This is a genomic window from Mucilaginibacter flavus (assembly GCF_030409315.1).
In the GTDB taxonomy this organism is placed as follows: Bacteria; Bacteroidota; Bacteroidia; order Sphingobacteriales; family Sphingobacteriaceae; genus Mucilaginibacter; species Mucilaginibacter flavus.
Map to the genome: position 1 here is coordinate 32,449 of NZ_JAUFPS010000018.1, position 20,440 is coordinate 52,888.

Consider the following 20,440-nt stretch of genomic DNA (forward strand, 5'->3'; position numbering starts at 1 on the left):
GGTTGCAACACTTGGGTATCTTGGGGCGTCTTATCTCCTAAATACCTTATGAAGCAATTTTTACTCTCGCTGTTTTGCTGCTACATCTCCGCTTTAGCATTCGCGCAAGCTCCTACCATAAATAATATTGTAGTTAAGGGCGTGGTTATTGACTCGGCCGTAAATAAACCTTTAGGGTATGTTACCGTTGTTTTACAGGATGCGGCCACCAAAACATCAGTAAAAAGCAGTTTAACCAAAGATGATGGCAGCTTTGAGTTGAAAGCCTCCGAAGGTAAAACCTACCAGCTGGCTGTTGCTTTTGTTGGTTATGCTGCTAAAACCATTCCTGTTAAGTTTACCGGAAATGTAGCCGATATAGGGAAGATTTATCTATCGGCTTCCAGTAAGCAATTGGGCGAAGTAAACATTACAGCGGTAAGGCCGGTAATGAAGCAGGAGGTTGACCGCCTAACTTACGATGTAACCGCCGATCCGGAAAGCAAAGCGATATCTGCTTTAGATATGATGCGTAAAGTACCGCTTTTAGCAGTTGATGGTGATGATAAAATAAAACTCAAGGGTAGTGGTAACTATAAGATATTGATTAACGGCAAAGAATCGGCCTTGATGGCCAAAAACCCATCGGATATATTGAAAGCCATGCCTGCAACCAATATCGAAAAGATAGAGGTAATTACTACGCCCCCTGCAAAATATGATGCCGAGGGTCTATCGGGTATCATCAACATCATCACCAAAAAAAATGCCGACCAGGGTTATAACGTTGGCCTCAACATGCGGTATAACAGTATCTGGGGACCAGGTTACAATTTAAACGCCACCGTTAAACAAGGCAAGTTTGGTTTATCAGGCTATGCTGGTTTTGGCAATCAAAATAAGGTTAATAATAGTAATGCAAGCTCACAAACGCAATTTGCAACGCAATCTGTTTTAGCTCAAAACAGTACAGGTTCTTTTGGCGGCAAATACAAATACGCCAATGCCGAGTTAAGTTATGAAATAGATACTTTAAACTTGTTAACGGCATCATTTGAGCTGTTCCGTGGTAATTTTGATCAGAATAGTGTGCAGCATACCGTACAAACAGATAAAACAGGGGCTGTGAACCAAGCCTACACGGGAACATCTGATGGTATCAACCACGATCAGGGTACTGATATATCAATCAACTATCAGTTGAGTTTTAAAAACCATAAAGATGAGTTGCTTACAGCATCTTACAAATACAGTTACGGCCCGAGCAAGCAGTACAGCGAAAACGTGTTTACAGACAGGGTTAATTTCGACGCGTTAAATAATCCAAACTTTCGCCAGTATAATAACCCGGCCACCAGGGAACATACCTTTCAATTAGATTACGTATATCCGTTAAAAAAGGTAAACATTGAAGCAGGTGGCAAAGTTATCCTGCGCGATAACTTCAATGATTTTCAACGCGAAAACCAGGACACAGGGACTGGTAATTACTTTGTAGATACGACTCAAAGCAGCATATTCAATTATCACCAGAATGTGTATAGTGCATATAACTCCTACCAGGTAAAATTCACCAAGTATACCTTGAAAGGAGGTCTGCGCCTGGAACATACCCAGGTTAGCGCCGATTTTGTGGGCACGCCCCTGGATAGAGGGTATAACAACCTGATACCATCTATATCATTACAACGCAGCTTTAAAACCAGCAGCTTAAACTTTGGCTTTACACAACGTATACAACGGCCGGGTATTTATCAGCTTAATCCGTTTGTAGATAGATCGAATACTAAATTCATTACAACAGGCAATCCCAATTTAAGCCCCGAGTTGAATAATACATTTGAGTTTACTTACAGTAATTTTTCCAAAGGATCAATCAACGCGGGTTTAAGTTACGCGTTCTCCAATAATTCTATCCAGCAAATCAGCAATTTTCAGGTTGAGCAAATCTCGCCAACTAAACTGGATACCGTTACCTTTACTTCGTACCAAAACCTGGGCAGCAACAAAACGCTGGGTTTAAATTTAAATACCAATTTCAATATCACCAAGCAATTTACCTTTAGCCTTAACGGGCAAATCTCACACATTTGGCTTAAGGGAACCTATAACGGTAAATTTTATACCAACCAGGGTTATACCGGCAACGCGTTTGGTAACCTGGCCTATAAATTTAATGGCGGTTACCGCCTGGCGCTTGATGCCGGTTTCTTTAGCGGCGATGTAACTTTGCAAGGCAAATCGAGCGCGTTTATATTTAACTCGTATGTGTTGTCAAAAGAGTTTTTCAATAAAAAATTCACCGTATCATTGGTAGCCAATAACCCTTACAGTAAATACCGTACTTATACCGGCTACACCAAAACCGTCGATTTTTATAACAGCTATAGCGGCACAAATCCTTATCGGAATTTTGCCATTAGGCTTAACTATAAATTTGGCAAGCTCAACAGCGAGATTAAAAAGAACCAGCGCGGCATCAATAACGATGATACCAAGGGCGGAGGCAACAAAGGCGGCGGAAACCAATAGATATAGTTATATTGTAGGCTATGAAAAAAGCGATAGTTGTTGGCGCTACATCGGGCATTGGCAGGCAATTGGCTATTTTATTGGCCGATAACAACTATCATGTGGGGATTACCGGCAGACGCGCCGAATTATTGGCCGAGTTGCAGGAGCTAAAGCCCGGAAAGTTTAAACCATCTGCTTTTGATGTAACTGATACTACTGCTATCCCTCAACATTTAGCAAAACTTACAGCCGAATTAGGTGGCCTTGATCTGCTGATCATCAGCTCGGGTACGGGTGATTTAAACCCATCGCTTGATCCCGGAATAGAAAACGAAACCAATGCGGTTAATGTATTGGGCTTTACCACCGTTGCCGATTGGGCATTTAACTTTTTTGAGAAGCAGGGATCAGGACACCTAACAGCAATCACTTCTATAGCGGGTATGCGCGGCGGCCGGCATGCTCCTGCTTATAATGCATCAAAGGCATATCAAATTAATTACTTGCAGGCGTTAAGGCAAAAGGCCACCAACCTTAAGCTTCCCATATTTGTAACCGACGCCCGCCCTGGCTTTGTAGATACACCAATGGCTAAAGGCGATGGGCGGTTTTGGGTTGCAACACCCCAAAAAGCCGCTTTACAAATTTACAAGGCTATTGAAAGTAACCGCAAGGTAGTTTACATTACCAAACGCTGGCGGCTCATCGCCTTTATTATTAAACATTTGCCGGGCTTTTTATATAACCGCATGTAAGCTCATTATTTTACATAAAACAAACCCGCAAAAGTTTAATTTTGGGCGTTCATTAAAACTACCAACACATGAAGGTTTACGGCATTACCAATTGCAATACAGTAAAAAAAGCGCTCGACTGGCTTAAAGCCAACCATGTTGATTACGATTTTCAGGATTTTAAAAAGCTGGGCGTAAGCGCCGATAAATTGCAGGAATGGGATACCAAGGCCGGTTACGAAAAATTCATGAACAAACAAGGCCTCACCTGGAAACAGCTTGACCCTGCCGTTAAAGAAAGCGTAAAAACCAATACCGACGCCCTGCAACTACTGCAACAAAAAACCAGTATGATCAAACGCCCGGTTATTGAAGATAATGGCTTCCTGTTTTTTGGTTTTGATGAGAAGGTTTATGCAGAACACTTTTTGAAGTAGTAGCTAACAAAGATTTCACCTACAAAACAGTCGCGCTTAAAAAGAGGCACCTAACGGAGCCAAAAAGCAACGCGCTTTTGCTATAAACACGTGACTCCGCTGGAGTCTAAAAGTTTGAACATCCGGCTACAGCGTAGCCTCGTGTTTATAGTAAATTTAAATGGCAACAATTGGGCTCCGTAGGTGCCTCCTATCGTTCGCATATAATTTCCCGAGCACGTTACAAAACAGCCCCTTCCATCCAACAAAATCCACCTGATTGATAGACTATTACTAAATCAATCACTAATTCATCAATTCGCTAATTCACCAATTAATAAAAGCGTAACAATCATTTTACCAGTAATATAAAAAGGCTTTTTTGCGTATACTTGCTTTGTATATTCAAAAAATTGACTGACATGAAACTAAAAATGATGGCCGGCTTGAGCATGGCCTGTGTGCTTGCATTTAATGCGGGTAACGCCCAGCAAGCCCCAACCCCTCCTCCTACCACATCCCCTGCTTCTGATTACAATTATCATGAAACTTTCGGTCCGCCGTTTTACACCAAAAACGGAACAGAATTTCGTGCAGCCGATGGCCAGCCAGGCCCAAAATACTGGCAAAACCGAGCCGATTACACATTGGCGGCTTCACTGAACGACCAAAACAATGAAATTACCGGTTCAGAAACTTTAACTTATACCAACAACAGTCCGCAAAACCTGGGCTTTTTATGGATGCAGTTAGATCAAAACTTATTTAAATTAGATTCTCGCGGTACTGCCATCGTACCACCAACGGGCAGCCGTAACTGGGGCCGTGGCGAGGCGTTTGATGCCGGCTACAAAATCAAATCGGTAAAATATGTTGATGCTAAAGGCGTAGCTGTTGATGCTAAATTTTTGATCACAGATACCCGTATGCAGGTGTTTTTGCCAAAACAGGTTACTGCAAACGGCGGCATTGCCAAGTTAAAAATTGAATATTCATTTGTATCTCCAAATTACGGATCAGACCGTATGGGTTACCTTGATGATAAAAAATCAAAAAATGGTAAGATATACACTATAGCGCAATGGTACCCACGCATGTGCGTTTATGACGAAATATTAGGATGGAATACCCAGCCTTACACCGGTCCGGGTGAGTTTTACCTGGAATATGGTGATTTCGACCTGAGCATTACCGCTCCTGCCAATCACATTGTGGTAGCTTCTGGCGAGCTATTAAACCCAACCGAAGTATATACCCCGGAACAGCAAAAGCGTTGGGCACAGGCTGCTAACAGCGAAAAAACTGTAGTGATCCGCTCGGCAGATGAGGTTACCAACCCTGCTTCGCGCCCTGCTGGTAAAAAAACGTTAACCTGGCACTTTAAAATCAAAAACGCGCGTGATGCTTCATGGGCTTCATCGGCCTCGTTTATTGTTGATGCTGCCAAAATGGACCTGCCAAGCGGCAAAAAATCTATCGCTATATCTGCCTACCCGGTTGAAAGCGACGGTGCTGACGCATGGTCACGTTCAACAGAGTATGTAAAAAAATCTATCGAATATAACTCATCAAAATGGTTTGAGTTCCCTTACCCTGCTGCTACTGCCGTTGCCGGTATAGTAGGTGGTATGGAATATCCCGGCATTGTTTTCTGCGGGTACACTGCAAAAAAAGGCAGTCTTTGGGGTGTAAACGATCACGAGTTTGGTCATACCTGGTTCCCGATGATTGTTGGCTCAAACGAGCGTTTATACGGTTGGATGGATGAAGGTTTCAACACATTTATCAATACACTATCAACCCAAAACTTTAACAGCGGCGAGTACTACAGGAAACCTGGCGATATGCACAAAATTGGTGATTTCTTTACCAAGCCAACTTTGGAGCCAATGTTAAGTCAGCCGGCTAACCTTAAAGAAAGAAATACAGGTACTTTATTGTATGCAAAACCAAGTGCTGGTTTAGTATTGTTACGTGAGCAAATTTTAGGTCCTGAGCGTTTTGATTTCGCTTTCAAAACCTATATTAACCGTTGGGCATTTAAACACCCTACACCGGATGATTTCTTCCGCACCATCGAAAACGCGTCGGGCGAAAGCTTACAATGGTTTTGGAGAGGCTGGTTCCTTAACGACTGGCGTTTAGACGTTGCCGTGAGCGACGTTAAATATGTTGACAACGATGTTACCAAAGGCGCTATGATCACCATTGATAACCTTGGTAAAATGGCCATGCCGGTTATTTTGGAAATAAAAACCAAAAGCGGTAAAGTTGAGCGCATGAAACTCCCGGTTGAAATTTGGGAGCGTAACGCCAGCTGGACATTCAAATATCCATCAACAGAAGAAATTGACTCTGTTACCTACGACCCGGACAAAGTATTACCGGATTACAACCCAGACAATAACGTTTGGACTAAAAAATAACAAAAAACGCCCGGCAAATGCCGGGCGTTTTTTGTTCCTACCCATCACAAGTTGTAAAAAACAAAGAGGGCCGTCAGTCTGAGCCTGTCGAAGACTCGCGCGCAGAGGCCTTCGCCCGCGTGCTTCGGCAGGCTACCCATGCCCCCATTTTTTTGATATTGTCATTTCACTTTCAGAGTCCCTGGATTTACAAACTCGCGATGACGACAGGTTGCGGCTAATCACTACGCCGCTCTCTTCAACGTAAAGGCAAACCTGCTGCCTGCACCAATTTCGCTGTCAACGGTGATATGCCCTGCCTGGGCTTCAATAAAATCTTTAGCTATGGCAAGGCCAAGACCGGTGCCGGTTTGTTCGGCGGTGGCGTTGGGTACTTTAAAATAGCGTTCAAACAAACGTGATAAGTATTGATCTTCGATGCCCTTACCATGATCCTGTACCGAAAATTCTATTTCGTCGCTTTTATGTTTCTTGACCACCAACTCTACAGCCGATTTTTCGTGGCTGTATTTTATGGCATTTGATAGCAGGTTGATGAGTACCCAGGTAGTTTTATCCAAATCGGCATGTACCTGTGGCAGGCTATCATCACATTTTACTTTGATATTTACCTGCTTTTGATCAGCAATAAATTTAATGGCCTTTACGGCGTAGTCCACAATATTGCGGGGATGGGTGCTGCCAAAGTTCAATTGCAGCTTACCGGTTTCAACCTGGGCCATATCCAGCAACTCGCCTGTTATTTGCAGCAGGCGGCGGGCATCGTCGTCAATATTCTCCAGCAATTGCCTTTGCTCGGTATTTACCTCGCCAATGCGGTCATCCTCCAACAATTTAAGGCTCATTTTTATAGATGATATCGGCGTTTTCAACTCGTGCGATATGGTTGCGATGAAATTGGTTTTAGCCTCATCAAGTTGCTGATACTCGGTGATATTTTTCAGTATGATCACCTTACCAATCACCTTGGCTTTACTGGTTACCGATAACGATTCGCGACTGTAGAAGCTCTCCCTCCCATCAGCAAAAATCTTTAGCCTTGGCTGATCGGTAACTAACAGATTGCGCAGCAAATCATTTTCCATGGCAACATCAGGGGCATAAGCACCGGTAAGCTGCTCGGTGCTCATGCCTATCAGGCTACAAGCTACCTCGTTGGCAAATATGATAAACTGTTTTTCATCTAACCCTACAATGGCATCCTGCATGGTATTGATAATGGTTTCAATGCGCTTTTTCTCAAACAGGATACTGGCCAGGTTACTGTTTTCATATTCATCGAGCTTCTTGGTCATGGTATTAAAGGCCTGCCCCAATTCGCCAAACTCATCATCTGAGTGAAAATCTATCTGTTGATGATAATTACGGTTGGATACCTCTTTAATCCTTGCTGTCAGTTCCTTCAACGGATCGGCAATATATCCCGGGAAATTTACCGCGAATGTAAACGCGATGGTAAACAGCAAAAACGCGCTGATGGCCACTATTACATTGGCCCTTTTAGCGGTATCAGATGCCACTTCATTTTTATGCGCAATGGCTGCCATATTTAAACGCATAACACCGTAAACCAGGTGCCGGGTCTGGTTTAATAAAGCGCTTTGCCTCGCAGCATCCTTACCGGCCAGTTTAACTTGCTGATAAACCGCCGTTAATGAATCCGTCAATTGCTGCTCGCCGGGTTCGGTTACGTTATGTTGCTGCAAAGCCAGATTTTTATCAATATCGGCAAATTGTTTGGGTGATAGTGTGCTGGTATTAGCGTCGATATCATCGAGAATAGCTTGCCCGTATTGCAGGGATTTATAGTTATCTTTTAAAATTACCCCGGCATCGGCCGACAGGCGATTAAGATAATATACCGACGAACCGCAGCATGCTAATGCCAATACAAACAGAAAGCCGATACCGGAGCGGAGTTTATTTTTAATTGTCATGATTATGATAGTATTACAAGGTCAATATCAGTTTTTGACATTTTATTTAGTAGTTGGGTAAACACTGCCGTTTTCATGATAAGCTGGTAAAATTTAAACCGGGGCTTACCTATGCAAATGGTAGTGATATCATATTTCTCGGCAGTTTCCCAAATGGTTTGGGCTATCCTGTCGCTTTTTATTTTTAGTACCTGGCCGCCCAGCTGGGTAGCCAGTTTCATATTATTGATAAGGTGCCGCTGTGATGCCAGGTTTATTTTGTCGCTGCTTTCGCCGGCAGTTTGCACATACAAAACAAACCATTTAGATCGGTAGTATGACGACAGCCTTGCCGTTTTACGGATAATTATTTTAGCCGATGCATCATTTGTACTGATGCAGGCCAAAAAAAGTTCGGCACGCAGTTTAATGGTTTTAGGTATCTCAATATCTATTTTTCGCTCCACCTGATGGGCCACCTCGCGCAGGGCCAGTTCGCGCAGTTGTAAAATTCTATCGGCTTGGAAAAAGTTATTAAGTGCTGTTGGCACTTTTTTAGCATCATAAATTTTGCCCTCCTTTAAACGGTCAATCAATTCATCGGCAGTTAAGTCGATATTCACTACCTCATCGGCCAGTTGCAAAACCTTATCGGGAATGCGCTCATTGATGGTTGCCCCAGTGATGCGCTCTACCTCTTCATTCAGGCTTTCCATGTGCTGGATATTTACCGCACTTATCACATTGATGCCTGCATTCAAAATCTCCAACACATCCTGCCAGCGTTTTTCATTGCTGCTACCCTCAATGTTACTGTGCGCCAGTTCATCAACCAAAACCACCTCTGGGCGCAGGCTGATGATGGCTTTCAAATCCATCTCTTCCAGTTCCTTTCCCTTGTAAAATAACTTACGACGGGGAATAACCGGCAAACCCTCTAACTGGGCAACAGTTTCCTTACGGTTATGGGTTTCAATATAACCAATTTTAACATCGATACCGTTGCGCAGCAAAGCCTGGGCTTCCAGCAGCATGCGGTAGGTTTTACCCACACCGGCGCTCATGCCTATGTAAACCTTAAACTTCCCTCTCCTTGATTTTTTGATCAATTCCAGAAAATGCTCAACCGACTGTTCTTTGTTATCTTCCATAGCCCCACCTAAATCCTCCCCTGAAGGGGAGGACTTTTAAATTTATTATTTGTCTTTATTCCTTTGTCTAAAAATCCTTATTCCAAAAATCTTTTGTCCAAAAGTCCCATCGTCTAAAAGTCCCATCGTCCAAAATCCTTATTCCATAAAAGGAGAGCCCTCGCGGCCCTCCATTTTAGCGTATGAACGTTTCTCAAACTAACATATAATCAAACTAATTAACTATACGACCATTCATACATATCGTTACTGATGCTACTTCTTTTTAAAGTCGCCCCTTTAGGGGAGATTTAGAGGGGCTTCAATTCATCCAAAGTCACGTTCAATTTAAGCACATTTACCTTCGCCGGACCAAATACACCAAACAAAGGTTTTTCGGTATGGGCATCAACCAGTTTACTTACCGCATCGGCAGATAGGCCACGTACTTTGGCAACACGGGCAACCTGTACCTGCGCGCCGGCTGGCGAAAGATCAGGGTCTAAACCACTACCTGAAGCGGTAACCAGTTCGGCCGGGATCTGTGAGCGGGTAACGCCTGGGTTGTGTTTCATAAAATCGGTGATTCTATCGTTCACCTGTTTCAAATAATCCGGGTTTGAGGGGCCTTTGTTTGAACCTCCGGAACCGGCAGCATTATAATCAACTGCCGATGGGCGGCTCCAGAAATATTGGTCTTTAGTAAACTTTTGACCTTCGTTGGCATAACCAACTACGCGACCTTTGTAGATTACGGTTTCCCCATCACCATGACCGGGAGTTAATTTGCCTACACCGGCTATCGCTAATGGGTAGATACCGGCTGTAATTACTATCAGTATGATAGTTAACTTGATTGATGGCAACAAATATGCTTTCATTGTTTTAAAATTAGATTTGAGATATGAGATGTTAGATATGAGACTTTTAATTAGAGACATGAAATTATCGACGTTTTTTGTCTCAAATCTCATATCTCAATACTCATATCTAAATGAATACGCCCACGGCAAGGTCAATTAATTTGATACCGATAAATGGTATCAGTACGCCGCCCAGACCGTAGATCAATAAGTTACGGCGTAATAAAGCGCTTGCACCTATCGGTTTATATTCCACGCCGCGCAAAGCCAATGGTATCAGCAATGGGATAATAATAGCGTTAAATATCACTGCTGATAAAATAGCCGATTCCGGACTGTGTAGCGCCATAATGTTTAGCGCCCTTAACGATGGGATAGATACCATAAATAAGGCCGGTACAATAGCGAAGTACTTAGCTACGTCATTAGCGATAGAGAAGGTGGTTAGCGTACCGCGCGTCATGAGCAACTGTTTACCAATTTCTACAATCTCAATAAGCTTGGTTGGGTCGTTATCCAAGTCAACCATGTTACCGGCTTCTTTGGCTGCCTGGGTACCGCTGTTCATGGCCACGCCAACATCGGCCTGGGCAAGCGCAGGAGCATCGTTTGTACCGTCGCCCATCATGGCTACCAGTTTACCGCCTTGTTGCTCTTTTTTAATGTAGTTCATTTTATCCTCGGGTTTAGCCTCGGCAATAAAATCATCTACACCGGCTTTTTCGGCAATAAATTTGGCGGTTAAAGGGTTATCACCGGTAACCATTACGGTTTTAACACCCATTTTACGTAAGCGGTCAAAACGTTCGGCAATGCCGGGCTTAATAATGTCCTGTAATTCAATTACACCCAGTATCTTTTCATTTTGAGATACCACCAACGGGGTACCGCCATTTGAGGAGATCTTTTTAACATTATCTTCCACATCAGATGGAAACGGGTTACCGGCTTTTAAAGCGATGTTGCGGATAGAATCAAAAGCACCTTTACGGATACGCAAACCATCGGGCGTATCCAAACCGCTTGACCGGGTTTCGGCAGTAAATTTTATAAATACCGAATTTGCAGGGGCAACAACTTTTAGTTTACTTGAGCCGGTTTCGGCCAGTTCAACAATTGATTTGCCTTCGGGAGTTTCATCGGCCAGCGAGCTTAATACGCAGGCCATTACAAAATCCTGCTCGTTTACCGCGGCTGTTGGGTAAAAGTTAGTGGCCTTACGATTACCTATGGTAATGGTACCTGTTTTATCTAACAACAGGGTATCCAAATCGCCGGCTGTTTCAACCGCTTTACCGCTTTTGGTAATTACGTTGGCGCGCAAAGCCCTATCCATCCCGGCAATACCAATAGCCGACAACAGGCCACCGATAGTAGTTGGGATTAAGCAAACAAACAGGGAAATAAACGCGGCTATAGTTATAGGGGTGTTAGCGTAATCGCCAAAAGGTTTCAGGGTAACGCATACAATCACGAAGATTAAGGTAAAGCCCGATAACAGGATGGTTAAAGCGATCTCGTTTGGTGTTTTTTGGCGCGATGCACCTTCAACCAAGGCAATCATCTTATCCAGGAAGCTTTCGCCGGGCTGGGTAGTTACCATTACCTTAATTTTATCAGATAATACTTTGGTACCACCGGTTACGGATGATTTATCGCCACCGGATTCGCGGATCACCGGGGCCGATTCGCCGGTAATGGCCGATTCATCTATGGTAGCAATACCTTCAATGATCTCGCCATCAGTAGGGATGTTATCGCCTGTTTCGCAAATGAACACATCGCCTTTTTTCAACTGGCTCGACATTACCTGTGTTTCTTTGCCGTTAACCAGCAAGCGGGCAGGTGTTTCTTCACGGGTTTTGCGCAGGCTTTCGGCCTGGGCCTTGCCACGTGCTTCGGCAATAGCCTCAGCAAAGTTGGCAAACAGTACAGTTAACAACAGTACTATAAACACGGTAAAGTTATAGGCAAAGCTGCCCTGCCCTTTGTTGGCAAAGGAAAATATACTTACAATAAGCATTACTGCCGTACCTATTTCAACGGTAAACATAACCGGGTTACGGAACAGTACGCGTGGGTTTAATTTGATGAAGGATTGTTTAAACGCTTCCTTCATCTGATCGCCCTGGAATAATGTATTTGAGGTTTTCATGATTTTTAAATTATTAAGCTATTCTGCTTTTTAGTTCCCCTCTTGAGAGGGGCCGCGATGGAATGTGCGGCTGCGGGGTGTGTTCTACGCGGGATAAACACACCCCTCCGCCCCTCTCAAGAGGGGATTCGCACAGGCCCCACTTTTTTTCTACCTTAATGAAAAATGTTCAGCTATCGGACCTAAGGCTAATGCCGGGAAGAATGACAGCGCGGCTATAATTACAATCACCGCGAAGATCATCAGCCCAAAAGTGGAGGTATCACTTTTCAACGTACCGGCCGATTCTGGTATGTATTTTTTGTTGGCCAATAAACCCGCAATAGCCAGCGGACCAATTATTGGTAAAAACCTGCCCAGTATCATCACAATACCGGTGGTTACGTTCCAGAAAATGTTACCATCGCCCAGACCTTCAAAACCCGAACCGTTGTTGGCAGCAGATGAAGTATACTCATACAGCATTTCAGAAAAGCCGTGATTACCGGGATTATTTAACCAGGTTGATGGCTTAACCGCCCAATCGGCACCGGGCATGTGCACAACCACGTATGATGATATGGCCAGGCCAACCAAAATGATGAAGGGGTGTAATAATGCTATTAACGATGCGATCTTCATTTCCCGGGCTTCAATCTTTCGGCCCAAAAACTCGGGGGTTCGCCCTACCATCAAGCCGGAAATAAATACCGCGATGATGATAAAGACGTAAAAGTTAAGCACGCCAACACCACAGCCGCCATAAAAGCAGTTCACCATCATACCTAACAACATCATGGTACCAGATACCGGCATGGCACTATCGTGCATGGAGTTAACAGATCCGGTGGAAATAATGGTTGTCAACACACTCCAGTAGGCAGAGTTTGCCGGACCAAACCTGACTTCTTTACCTTCCATAGCACCGGTTGGCTGACTGATGCCCATATGGGCTATAGCAGGGTTGCCGTTAATTTCGGCATTCATGGTTGGGATAAGCAATAGCAGCATACCCAGTGTCATAACCCCGAAGATCACGTAGGCGAATTTCTTTTTGTTTAAATAAAAACCCAGGGCAAATACCAGCGCTATAGGAATTACGCATTGGGCAACCAGCTCCACCGTATTGGTTAAGTAGTTGGGATTTTCGATAGGATGGGCAGAATTGGCACCAAACCAGCCACCACCATTGGTACCCAGGTGTTTGATAGCTACCAGGGCAGCAACCGGTCCGCGGGATACGTGAACGGTATCACCTTGCATACTAATAAACGTGTCTTTTCCGGCGTAACTGGTGGTCATGCCATTAAAGGCGAAGATAACCGCTATTACAAATGAGATGGGCAATAATACGCGGGTGATTGATTTTACAAAGTAGTCCCAAAAGTTACCTAATTTATCGGTCACCTTATCTTTCATGGCTTTGTACAAAACAATAAGCGCGGCAATACCAGTAGCGGCAGACACAAAGTGCAAAAACATAAACACAAAGTGCTGTGTAAAGTAAGTAGCACCGCTTTCGCCCGAGTAGTGTTGCAGGTTACAGTTAACCAAAAAGCTGATGGCGGTATTAAAAGCGGTATCTGGCGATTGGCCGGTATTGGCATCGGGGTTAAGTGGCAAATGGCCTTGTGCCATCAAACAAACAAAGGCATATATCAGCCATACGCTATTAATGGTAAGCAGGGCAAATAAATGCTGTTTCCAGTTCATTTCCTTTTTAGGATCGATGCCGCTAAAGCGGAAAATAAACCGCTCAACAGGGGCCAGGAAATCAAGCCAGGTTTTCTCGCCCTTAAAAATACGGGCTATGTAACGGCCAAGGGGAATGGCAATTGCAAGCGTGAGCAGGTAGGTAAATATTACACCTGAAATTTCAGTGTTCATGATTTTAATAATTAAAATTTTTCGGGTTTAAGCAGCACGTACACCATGTATACAAACACGGCTATGGCCACAATGAATAATGCGATCATGGTGATTAAATTTTTTCGAAGTAATTAACTGATTTGAAAAAGATCCAGAAGATGACCGCAAAGGTCACCACGTAAATTGCAATCTGTAAAACATCCATAGTTTTAGTTTTTGCAGGAGGGTTTACCAAGCCGATGCCAATAAATACCAAAACCAATTAAACAAATGATTTACAGCTATTTATTTAGTTTTATAGGTTTTAAAATGGTTGAACCGATTAAAAATGGGCTATCATTTTGATAGGATATTATCAATCTGCGACAGTGCGTCACCTCTGAAGAAAATGTTGGCAGGGATGTATCAATCTTACGTTTTGAGCCGTAAATATTGATATGAAAAAACTACCTGCACCTATCCAAACCTTAAGTTTACTAACCGTGGTTCTATTGCTCACGTTTGCCGCCTGTAAAAAAGAAACAAAAACCACCTCCATTGATATTACGGGCAAGTGGGCCCTTACCCAATTCCAGGGCATACAGCAATATGAGTTTAAAAGCGATCAAACTGCGGAATTTAATGTTATCGCTACAGATTCGGTTACCAAGCAGGTAATCGGCTATCGCTACAAAAGTACCGGGAGTTATACCATTAAAAACGATTCGTTGATGATGTTTAATCTTAAATCGTACACAAACTCAAAGAGTACTTATGGGCCTGCTACGGAGCTTGTCCCAACCAACGGCCCAAAAACCAGTAGCTATAAAGTATCTTTAAATAACCAAAAGAATAAGCTTTCCCTTTATTTTACCTGCCCGCCAAATGCCGATTGTGTTCCTTCGCCCATGGTTTTTAACAAACAGTAATAGCTACAAGAATTGGTTTTTTTTGAAAAGAGTTTATGCTTTCTGAATAGTGCTGGGATTATATTAATGGATTATCTGAACTTTGATTGTTAGGGTTAAAGGATAAGCGGGATTGTATTTCTTGCAGCGGTTTTAATTCTTGACTCTTGACTCTTTTTCCAGGCATTGCCTGCTGCCCACGCTTTTTGCTTTGAGCGGCGTTACTTTAAGTGTTTAAAATATAAATATCAAATACCTCATGATACGTCCAGCGATCCCAACAGATGCCTATGCCCTTAGTGAGCTGATTATCCTGGCCATGGATAAACTTGCCAATAAATTTGCAGGCAGTGATGATCCTGCTGATGTCATGCAGCTGTTTGAAAAATTTACCCGCCAAACCGGCAACCAGTACAGTTACGAGAACGCGTTGGTTTATGAAGATGAAAATGGTGTTTGCGGTATGATCATAGGCTACAACGGTGCCGATCTGGATAAATTAAGAACTCCGTTTTTGAATTATATTAAAAAAGAGTGTGGCTTTGATCAAGCTATAGCAGATGAAACGCAGACCGGCGAATATTATATTGATTGTTTAAGCGTATTCCCCAGTCATCAGGGAAAAGGCATAGCCAAAGCGCTCATTAAATCTTTGATTGAATATGCCGCGCAAAAAGGACATTTTATAACCGGGCTAATTGTTCATCAACAAAATACACTGGCTAAAAAATTATATGTGAACCTTGGGTTTAAAGTGGTTAACAAAAAGATTTTTGTGGGCGATGTTTATGAGCATTTGCAGTATGGCATGTAAGTGTTTGAGTTTTTTGTAGAGACGCAATATTTTGCGTCTCCCGCGTGCAAATCGAATTTGCAAATCGGCTGGTACAAATTTGCTCTATACACCCAAAGACGCAAAATGTTGTGTGTCTACGTGAAAGCGGGGTGTTGTACAACTGTCTTCTAAACATCATAATATCCCAAATAGAATACTGGCTTGGCCAAAGCGGGTATCTTTGCGGCTTATAACAGCCGGTCACGGAATCAGTATATCTTAATCTTTCCTATCCGGCAGGTAAATTCTAATTCATATGTTCTCAACGCTTGCAGTGCCCAAAACAATAAAGGAAAGGCACCAGGGTATAGCCAATTTACTGGCTTTCGCATTAATCCCGCTTTCCGGTTTTGCTACAGATATTTATATTCCATCGTTACCAACCATGGCCGCCGAGCTGCATGTGGGCAGCATACAAGTGCAATTAACCTTAACGCTGTTTTTAATAAGCTATGGTGTTACGCAGCTTTTTATCGGCAGCGTGCTGGATAGCTTTGGCAGGTATCATTTAAGTTTAATTAGTTTGCTGCTGTTTGCCATAGCCAGTGTAGTTATTGCCAATACCTCCAATATTTATATCATTTACCTCATGCGTATTTTGCACGGTATTACGGTTGGTGGTGTGGTGGTATCCAAACGTGCTTATTTTATAGATCTGTTTTCGGGCGAGAAGCTGAAGAATTACCTCAGTATGTTTTCCATCATCTGGTCTACCGGGCCAATTGTAGCACCTTTCCTGGGGGGATACCTGCAAACAGCTTATGGGTGGAAATCAAATTTTTACTTCCTGGGGATATTTGCCATCATACTGGCTGTTTTTGAAATGATTTTCAGCGGCGAAACCCTCAAAAACTTCGCGGCTTTCAATATCAAAAAGATAAGCGGCGTTTATGCCGATATGATCAAAACCTCAAGCTTTACCCTTGGGCTGATTATGATAGGTCTGGCTTATTGTATGGTGATGATCTACAACATGACCGGGCCGTTTATCATCGAACATACCCTGCACCTATCGCCGGTTGTGGCGGGCTATAGTTCATTGGTATTAGGCATAGCCTGGCTAATAGGCGGCCTTATTGGCAAGGCTACCATCAACAAACCATTTTTTAAGCGGATGGTGTTAAACTTAACCTTGCAAGTGATATTTGTAGTGGTAATGCTGATCAGTATGCGGTATATCACCAATTTATTTACGCTGATATTTTTCGCCTTTATTATTCACATTGCGGCGGGCTACACGTTCAATAACTTTTTTACCTATTGCTTAAGCCGTTTCCCCAAAAACGCAGGTATAGCCAGCGGACTAACAGGCGGTATTAATTACATGATCGTATCGTTTTTTAGTTACAGCATTGTAGCCCTGCTGCCGGCAAAAGATGAGCATAACCTCGGCTATAGTTATTTTGTACTGATCATATTATCGGTTATTGTAATGCTGATTTTGAAGCTGAAAAAAGAGTTGCTGAGCGAAGGGGTATAGGACTTAACTAATCGCTGCCGCGAGTTTAGCATAGCGTAACTCGTGGTTAAAAGTAAGCTTTCAGCTTACGTATTTTAAAAGCTTATACTGTCTGCTGAGCGCAGGTTATATCGCAGGGATTAAAGCTTGTAAACTATCTCATATAGTTCTTGTAGTGGATCTTCGCCTTTGAGTCCATAATCGTCTACTATAACGTTCCCGATATCGGTATAAAATATTATAGTCGATCTGGGTTGATCCGTTTCATTAACAGTATATTTATTTTTAAGCTTTTTTATATTGACATTTTTAAGAATGTCGTGAATTTGTAGCATTTCGCTATTACTTAGCGAATAAACGGAGTCTTTATATTCAGAACTATAATAGAACTTTTTACAACTACTTGAATCGGTTTTTAGATTTATTAGCGCCTTAACAGAAGGAAAGCCATCTGACTCTACTCCGAAAGCGCTTAAATTCATTTCAATTTTTAAAACAGAATTTGTTGAAGTTTTATTTTGGCAGGCCGTAATTAACATTAAAGGCAAAGCTATTATTAGCAGGCAAAAAAGAGTAGGTAATCGTAAATGAGGCATTGGATTTAGCTTAGGTCATTATTCAAAGCTGGATATTACCCGGCAGCTGAAAGCTGCAACCATGATACCCACGAGCTGAAAGTTCGCAGGAGTGATTCTTATGTTTTTAATGTTTTTTGCTTGTTTCTGAGCATAATCATCGCCTTATCGGCCCGCACTTTACGGGTGTCTTCCTGTTTGGCCGATCCTACCCAATCACAGTAACCCTGTTTGTATGATTTGGATAGGCTTTCAAAAAAATCCATAGCCTCGGGTTCCTGGTCAAGTAATACTTGTAACTCGGCAGGAGTACCTTCAATGTGTTCGCCTTTTTTTAACATGTTGGTTTTGTATGTACCAATAAATATGGTTCTATTTTTCCTATTTAACAAATTTGATTCCCAAAATGTGACTTTAAAAAAATGGCATTTGCCATAATTACGTATAAAGTGTAATTAATACACTATGTTATTGCCCGTGCTTGGGGAATAAAATTTAAATTTGCAGCATAATTTAATACCCGGAGCCATGCAGGCAAAAACAAACGCAGTAATTCCCTTACCCAATGTTAATTTAACTATTATAGGTTTTGTGGCCTTCACTTTTGTGGCCTATGTAGCTATTGGGTTATCGTTGGCTGTACTGCCGGTTTATATTCATCAGCAATTGGGGTTTAGTACTATTGTGGCGGGTATTGTGATTAGTCTGCAATATGTTACCACGTTTTTATGCCGCATGTTTGCCGGTAATATTGTTGATAAGCAGGGACCAAAACCGGCAGTAACCCTGGGTATGGCCAGTTTTACAGTAAGCGGTATTTTATTTATTGTGGCCTGCCTGTTTAAAGCTACGCCTTTGCTAAGTCTGGGTGTATTGGCACTTACCAGGCTGGTAACCGGCGTTGGCGAAGGTTTTGTAGGATCGAGCCCAATTAACTGGGCTCTTTTTGCCACCAGCGATAAACATACCGCCAAAGCCATATCATTTAACGGTATTGCCAGCTATGGCGGTATAGCCGTTGGCGCTCCGCTGGGTGTTATTATCAGTAACAATATTGGCATAAATGCTATCGGGGTATTGATAACCACGCTGGCGTTTGCCGGCTTCTTATACGCGCGCAGCAAAACGGCCTTTAAAGGAACAAGCAAAGATGCCCGCCAGGGCTTTTTGCAGGTACTTAAAAAGGTTTCGCCATATGGTATTTGCATGGGCCTTGGCGGGCTTGGTTTTGGCACTATTTCAACCTTTATAACACTATATTACATATACCTGAAATGGGATGGCGCTGTGTTGTGCCTCTCGGCATTTAGTATCATGTTTATTTTTGGCCGGGTGGTGTTTTCAAAAGCCATTGACAATTATGGAGGGTTAAGAACCACCATTGCCTGCCTTTCGGTTGAGTGTATTGGTTTGCTCATCCTGTGGTTTGCTCCCGTGCCGCACCTTGCGGTAATTGGTGCCGGTATTACCGGGTTGGGTTTTTCGTTGGTGTTCCCGGCGCTTGGGGTTGAAGCCGTGAAACTGGTGCCGGCATCAAACAAAGGTACGGCGCTTAGTGGTTATAGCCTGTTTATCGATATGTCTTTAGGACTAACCGGTCCGCTGGTTGGTGGTGTTGCCAGTCAGTTTGGATTAAATTACATTTTTCCGTTTGCACTGGCCATGGTTTTGGTTGCCCTGACTATGGCGGTTGCGTTTTGGAGAAGAGCGACCGAAGCCGCTGCTGCGATGGCGAATTAAAATCATCATTAACCACAACCTGAAAAAGGTTTCCTTAGCACTAACCCGCTAATTAAAAGTTTGTCTAAACTCCAGGGGCGAAATATTTGTTTTCTTTTTAAATAGTTTATTAAACGATTGTGGATATTCAAAACCCAGCCGGTAGGCAATTTCGGCAACGGAAAGGTTGGTTATAGATAGATATTCCTTGGCTTTTTCAATCAATTTTCCCTGTATGTGCTGTTGGGCGCTTTGCCCGGTAAGGGAGCGCAGCATATCGCTTAAATAATGAGGTGATAGGTTGAGCTTATCGGCCAGTGATTCAACCGTGGGTGATCCGTTTTGTAAGTTTCGAGGGTTATCAAAGTATTCAGCAAGCAGTTTTTCCAAACGGGTTAATAAATCGTGATTTACCGCTTTACGGGTAATAAACTGCCGTTCATAAAAACGATTGCTGTAGTTTAGCAGCAGATCAATTTGCGATAAAATGATATCTTGTGTATGGCGGTCGATATGCTGATACTCTTCCTCTATTTTTTGAAAGATCTCTGCAATGTTTTTTTCTTCTTTTTCTGACAGGTGCAGCGCTTCGTTAACATCGTATGAAAAGAAACCATAATTTTTGATGGCCGCTGCCAGCGGGTGTTTATACAAAAAATCGGGATGGAACAATAACGCGCGTCCTGTCCCGGCATCGGGGCCTAACATATCATCGTGCGGAGCATCAAGTGCCTGCACCTGCCTGGGGGCAACAAAGGTCATGAGGCCTTTATCATAATCATAATACTGCTGCCCGTACCTTACCTTACCCAGTATTCCTTTTTTTAATGAGACACAATAGAAGCCTAAAGCAAAATGTTCCCATATGGTATTATCGGTAAAACGCATATCGGCAACACTAACTACACTGATCAGCGGATGCAGCGGCTCGGGCAAGGATACCAAATGATGAAACCGGGATATGGAATTGATAATATTCATACT

17 protein-coding genes are annotated in these 20,440 nt (G+C 42.9%); 8 read left to right on the top strand and 9 right to left on the bottom strand.

All coding sequences use genetic code 11. The features are described 5' to 3' along the window. The first annotated feature begins 48 nt into the window (after positions 1–48). The 4 genes from QWZ17_RS06290 to QWZ17_RS06305 all read left to right on the top strand — a co-directional run bounded on the left by QWZ17_RS06290 (position 49) and on the right by QWZ17_RS06305 (position 6,069). Positions 49–2,511 carry a TonB-dependent receptor gene (locus QWZ17_RS06290; RefSeq protein ID WP_290304208.1) on the top strand — a complete coding sequence of 821 codons (2,463 nt, stop codon included), beginning with the start codon at positions 49–51 and terminating at the stop codon, positions 2,509–2,511. Between the two features lie 20 nt (positions 2,512–2,531). Further along, on the top strand, positions 2,532–3,248 hold the full coding sequence (locus tag QWZ17_RS06295; RefSeq protein ID WP_290304209.1) for an SDR family NAD(P)-dependent oxidoreductase: 717 nt from the start codon (positions 2,532–2,534) through the stop codon (positions 3,246–3,248). A gap of 68 nt (positions 3,249–3,316) precedes the next feature. Continuing rightward, positions 3,317–3,664, top strand: a complete 348-nt coding sequence (locus tag QWZ17_RS06300) for a Spx/MgsR family RNA polymerase-binding regulatory protein (RefSeq protein ID WP_290304210.1) — start codon at positions 3,317–3,319, stop codon at positions 3,662–3,664. A gap of 401 nt (positions 3,665–4,065) precedes the next feature. Next, positions 4,066–6,069 carry a M1 family metallopeptidase gene (locus tag QWZ17_RS06305; RefSeq protein WP_290304211.1) on the top strand — a complete coding sequence of 668 codons (2,004 nt, stop codon included), beginning with the start codon at positions 4,066–4,068 and terminating at the stop codon, positions 6,067–6,069. 224 nt (positions 6,070–6,293) lie between these two features. Here the strand turns inward: QWZ17_RS06305 and QWZ17_RS06310 are convergent, their stop codons facing one another. The 6 genes from QWZ17_RS06310 to kdpF form a co-directional block, all read right to left on the bottom strand. Next, positions 6,294–8,006, bottom strand: coding sequence for a HAMP domain-containing sensor histidine kinase (locus QWZ17_RS06310; protein WP_290304213.1), 1,713 nt, complete (start codon positions 8,004–8,006; stop codon positions 6,294–6,296). A gap of 2 nt (positions 8,007–8,008) precedes the next feature. Continuing rightward, on the bottom strand, positions 8,009–9,136 hold the full coding sequence (locus QWZ17_RS06315; RefSeq protein ID WP_290304214.1) for a sensor protein KdpD: 1,128 nt from the start codon (positions 9,134–9,136) through the stop codon (positions 8,009–8,011). Positions 9,137–9,426: 290 nt separating this feature from the next. Next, entirely contained in the window at positions 9,427–9,996 is a 570-nt protein-coding gene (locus tag QWZ17_RS06320) for a K(+)-transporting ATPase subunit C (protein ID WP_290304215.1), read from the bottom strand. Between the two features lie 109 nt (positions 9,997–10,105). After that, positions 10,106–12,133, bottom strand: coding sequence for a potassium-transporting ATPase subunit KdpB (gene kdpB / locus QWZ17_RS06325; RefSeq protein WP_290304216.1), 2,028 nt, complete (start codon positions 12,131–12,133; stop codon positions 10,106–10,108). A gap of 150 nt (positions 12,134–12,283) precedes the next feature. After that, the gene (gene kdpA, locus QWZ17_RS06330) at positions 12,284–13,999 is read right to left on the bottom strand and encodes a potassium-transporting ATPase subunit KdpA (RefSeq protein WP_290304217.1); all 1,716 of its coding nucleotides are present in this window, start codon (positions 13,997–13,999) and stop codon (positions 12,284–12,286) included. A gap of 11 nt (positions 14,000–14,010) precedes the next feature. Further along, positions 14,011–14,088: a K(+)-transporting ATPase subunit F gene (kdpF, locus tag QWZ17_RS29625; protein WP_076377293.1), complete on the bottom strand. Its 78-nt coding sequence runs from the start codon at positions 14,086–14,088 to the stop codon at positions 14,011–14,013. 330 nt (positions 14,089–14,418) lie between these two features. Between kdpF and QWZ17_RS06335 the strand changes: the two genes are divergently transcribed. The 3 genes from QWZ17_RS06335 (at position 14,419) to QWZ17_RS06345 (ending at position 17,183) form a co-directional block, all read left to right on the top strand. Next, positions 14,419–14,889: a hypothetical protein gene (locus QWZ17_RS06335; RefSeq protein WP_290304218.1), complete on the top strand. Its 471-nt coding sequence runs from the start codon at positions 14,419–14,421 to the stop codon at positions 14,887–14,889. Between the two features lie 238 nt (positions 14,890–15,127). Further along, entirely contained in the window at positions 15,128–15,682 is a 555-nt protein-coding gene (locus tag QWZ17_RS06340) for a GNAT family N-acetyltransferase (RefSeq protein WP_290304219.1), read from the top strand. A 277-nt stretch (positions 15,683–15,959) separates the two neighbouring features. Continuing rightward, positions 15,960–17,183 carry an MFS transporter gene (locus tag QWZ17_RS06345; RefSeq protein WP_290304220.1) on the top strand — a complete coding sequence of 408 codons (1,224 nt, stop codon included), beginning with the start codon at positions 15,960–15,962 and terminating at the stop codon, positions 17,181–17,183. A gap of 119 nt (positions 17,184–17,302) precedes the next feature. Here QWZ17_RS06345 and QWZ17_RS06350 read toward each other — a convergent pair whose 3' ends face one another. Beyond that, positions 17,303–17,758: a DUF6438 domain-containing protein gene (locus QWZ17_RS06350; RefSeq protein ID WP_290304221.1), complete on the bottom strand. Its 456-nt coding sequence runs from the start codon at positions 17,756–17,758 to the stop codon at positions 17,303–17,305. A 98-nt stretch (positions 17,759–17,856) separates the two neighbouring features. Continuing rightward, on the bottom strand, positions 17,857–18,078 hold the full coding sequence (locus QWZ17_RS06355; protein WP_290304222.1) for a YdeI/OmpD-associated family protein: 222 nt from the start codon (positions 18,076–18,078) through the stop codon (positions 17,857–17,859). A gap of 187 nt (positions 18,079–18,265) precedes the next feature. On the opposite strand from QWZ17_RS06355, the gene QWZ17_RS06360 reads away from it, so the two are divergent. Then, positions 18,266–19,477, top strand: a complete 1,212-nt coding sequence (locus QWZ17_RS06360) for an MFS transporter (protein WP_290304223.1) — start codon at positions 18,266–18,268, stop codon at positions 19,475–19,477. Positions 19,478–19,525: 48 nt separating this feature from the next. On the opposite strand, the gene QWZ17_RS06365 is transcribed toward QWZ17_RS06360, so the two are convergent. Next, positions 19,526–20,437 carry a helix-turn-helix domain-containing protein gene (locus QWZ17_RS06365; protein WP_290304224.1) on the bottom strand — a complete coding sequence of 304 codons (912 nt, stop codon included), beginning with the start codon at positions 20,435–20,437 and terminating at the stop codon, positions 19,526–19,528. Positions 20,438–20,440 lie beyond the last annotated feature (3 nt).

Bases quoted from the DNA above. Each gene is read 5' to 3' on its own strand.
- QWZ17_RS06360 (WP_290304223.1), top strand. From the start codon at position 18,266: ATGCAGGCAAAAACAAACGCAGTAATTCCCTTACCCAATGTTAATTTA.
- QWZ17_RS06295 (WP_290304209.1), top strand. From the start codon at position 2,532: ATGAAAAAAGCGATAGTTGTTGGCGCTACATCGGGCATTGGCAGGCAA.
- QWZ17_RS06305 (WP_290304211.1), top strand. From the start codon at position 4,066: ATGAAACTAAAAATGATGGCCGGCTTGAGCATGGCCTGTGTGCTTGCA.
- QWZ17_RS06340 (WP_290304219.1), top strand. From the start codon at position 15,128: ATGATACGTCCAGCGATCCCAACAGATGCCTATGCCCTTAGTGAGCTG.
- QWZ17_RS06315 (WP_290304214.1), bottom strand. From the start codon at position 9,136: ATGGAAGATAACAAAGAACAGTCGGTTGAGCATTTTCTGGAATTGATC.
- QWZ17_RS06310 (WP_290304213.1), bottom strand. From the start codon at position 8,006: ATGACAATTAAAAATAAACTCCGCTCCGGTATCGGCTTTCTGTTTGTA.
- kdpA (WP_290304217.1), bottom strand. From the start codon at position 13,999: ATGAACACTGAAATTTCAGGTGTAATATTTACCTACCTGCTCACGCTT.
- QWZ17_RS06365 (WP_290304224.1), bottom strand. From the start codon at position 20,437: ATGAATATTATCAATTCCATATCCCGGTTTCATCATTTGGTATCCTTG.
- QWZ17_RS06320 (WP_290304215.1), bottom strand. From the start codon at position 9,996: ATGAAAGCATATTTGTTGCCATCAATCAAGTTAACTATCATACTGATA.
- QWZ17_RS06350 (WP_290304221.1), bottom strand. From the start codon at position 17,758: ATGCCTCATTTACGATTACCTACTCTTTTTTGCCTGCTAATAATAGCT.
- kdpF (WP_076377293.1), bottom strand. From the start codon at position 14,088: ATGATCGCATTATTCATTGTGGCCATAGCCGTGTTTGTATACATGGTG.
- QWZ17_RS06335 (WP_290304218.1), top strand. From the start codon at position 14,419: ATGAAAAAACTACCTGCACCTATCCAAACCTTAAGTTTACTAACCGTG.
- QWZ17_RS06290 (WP_290304208.1), top strand. From the start codon at position 49: ATGAAGCAATTTTTACTCTCGCTGTTTTGCTGCTACATCTCCGCTTTA.
- QWZ17_RS06345 (WP_290304220.1), top strand. From the start codon at position 15,960: ATGTTCTCAACGCTTGCAGTGCCCAAAACAATAAAGGAAAGGCACCAG.
- QWZ17_RS06355 (WP_290304222.1), bottom strand. From the start codon at position 18,078: ATGTTAAAAAAAGGCGAACACATTGAAGGTACTCCTGCCGAGTTACAA.
- kdpB (WP_290304216.1), bottom strand. From the start codon at position 12,133: ATGAAAACCTCAAATACATTATTCCAGGGCGATCAGATGAAGGAAGCG.
- QWZ17_RS06300 (WP_290304210.1), top strand. From the start codon at position 3,317: ATGAAGGTTTACGGCATTACCAATTGCAATACAGTAAAAAAAGCGCTC.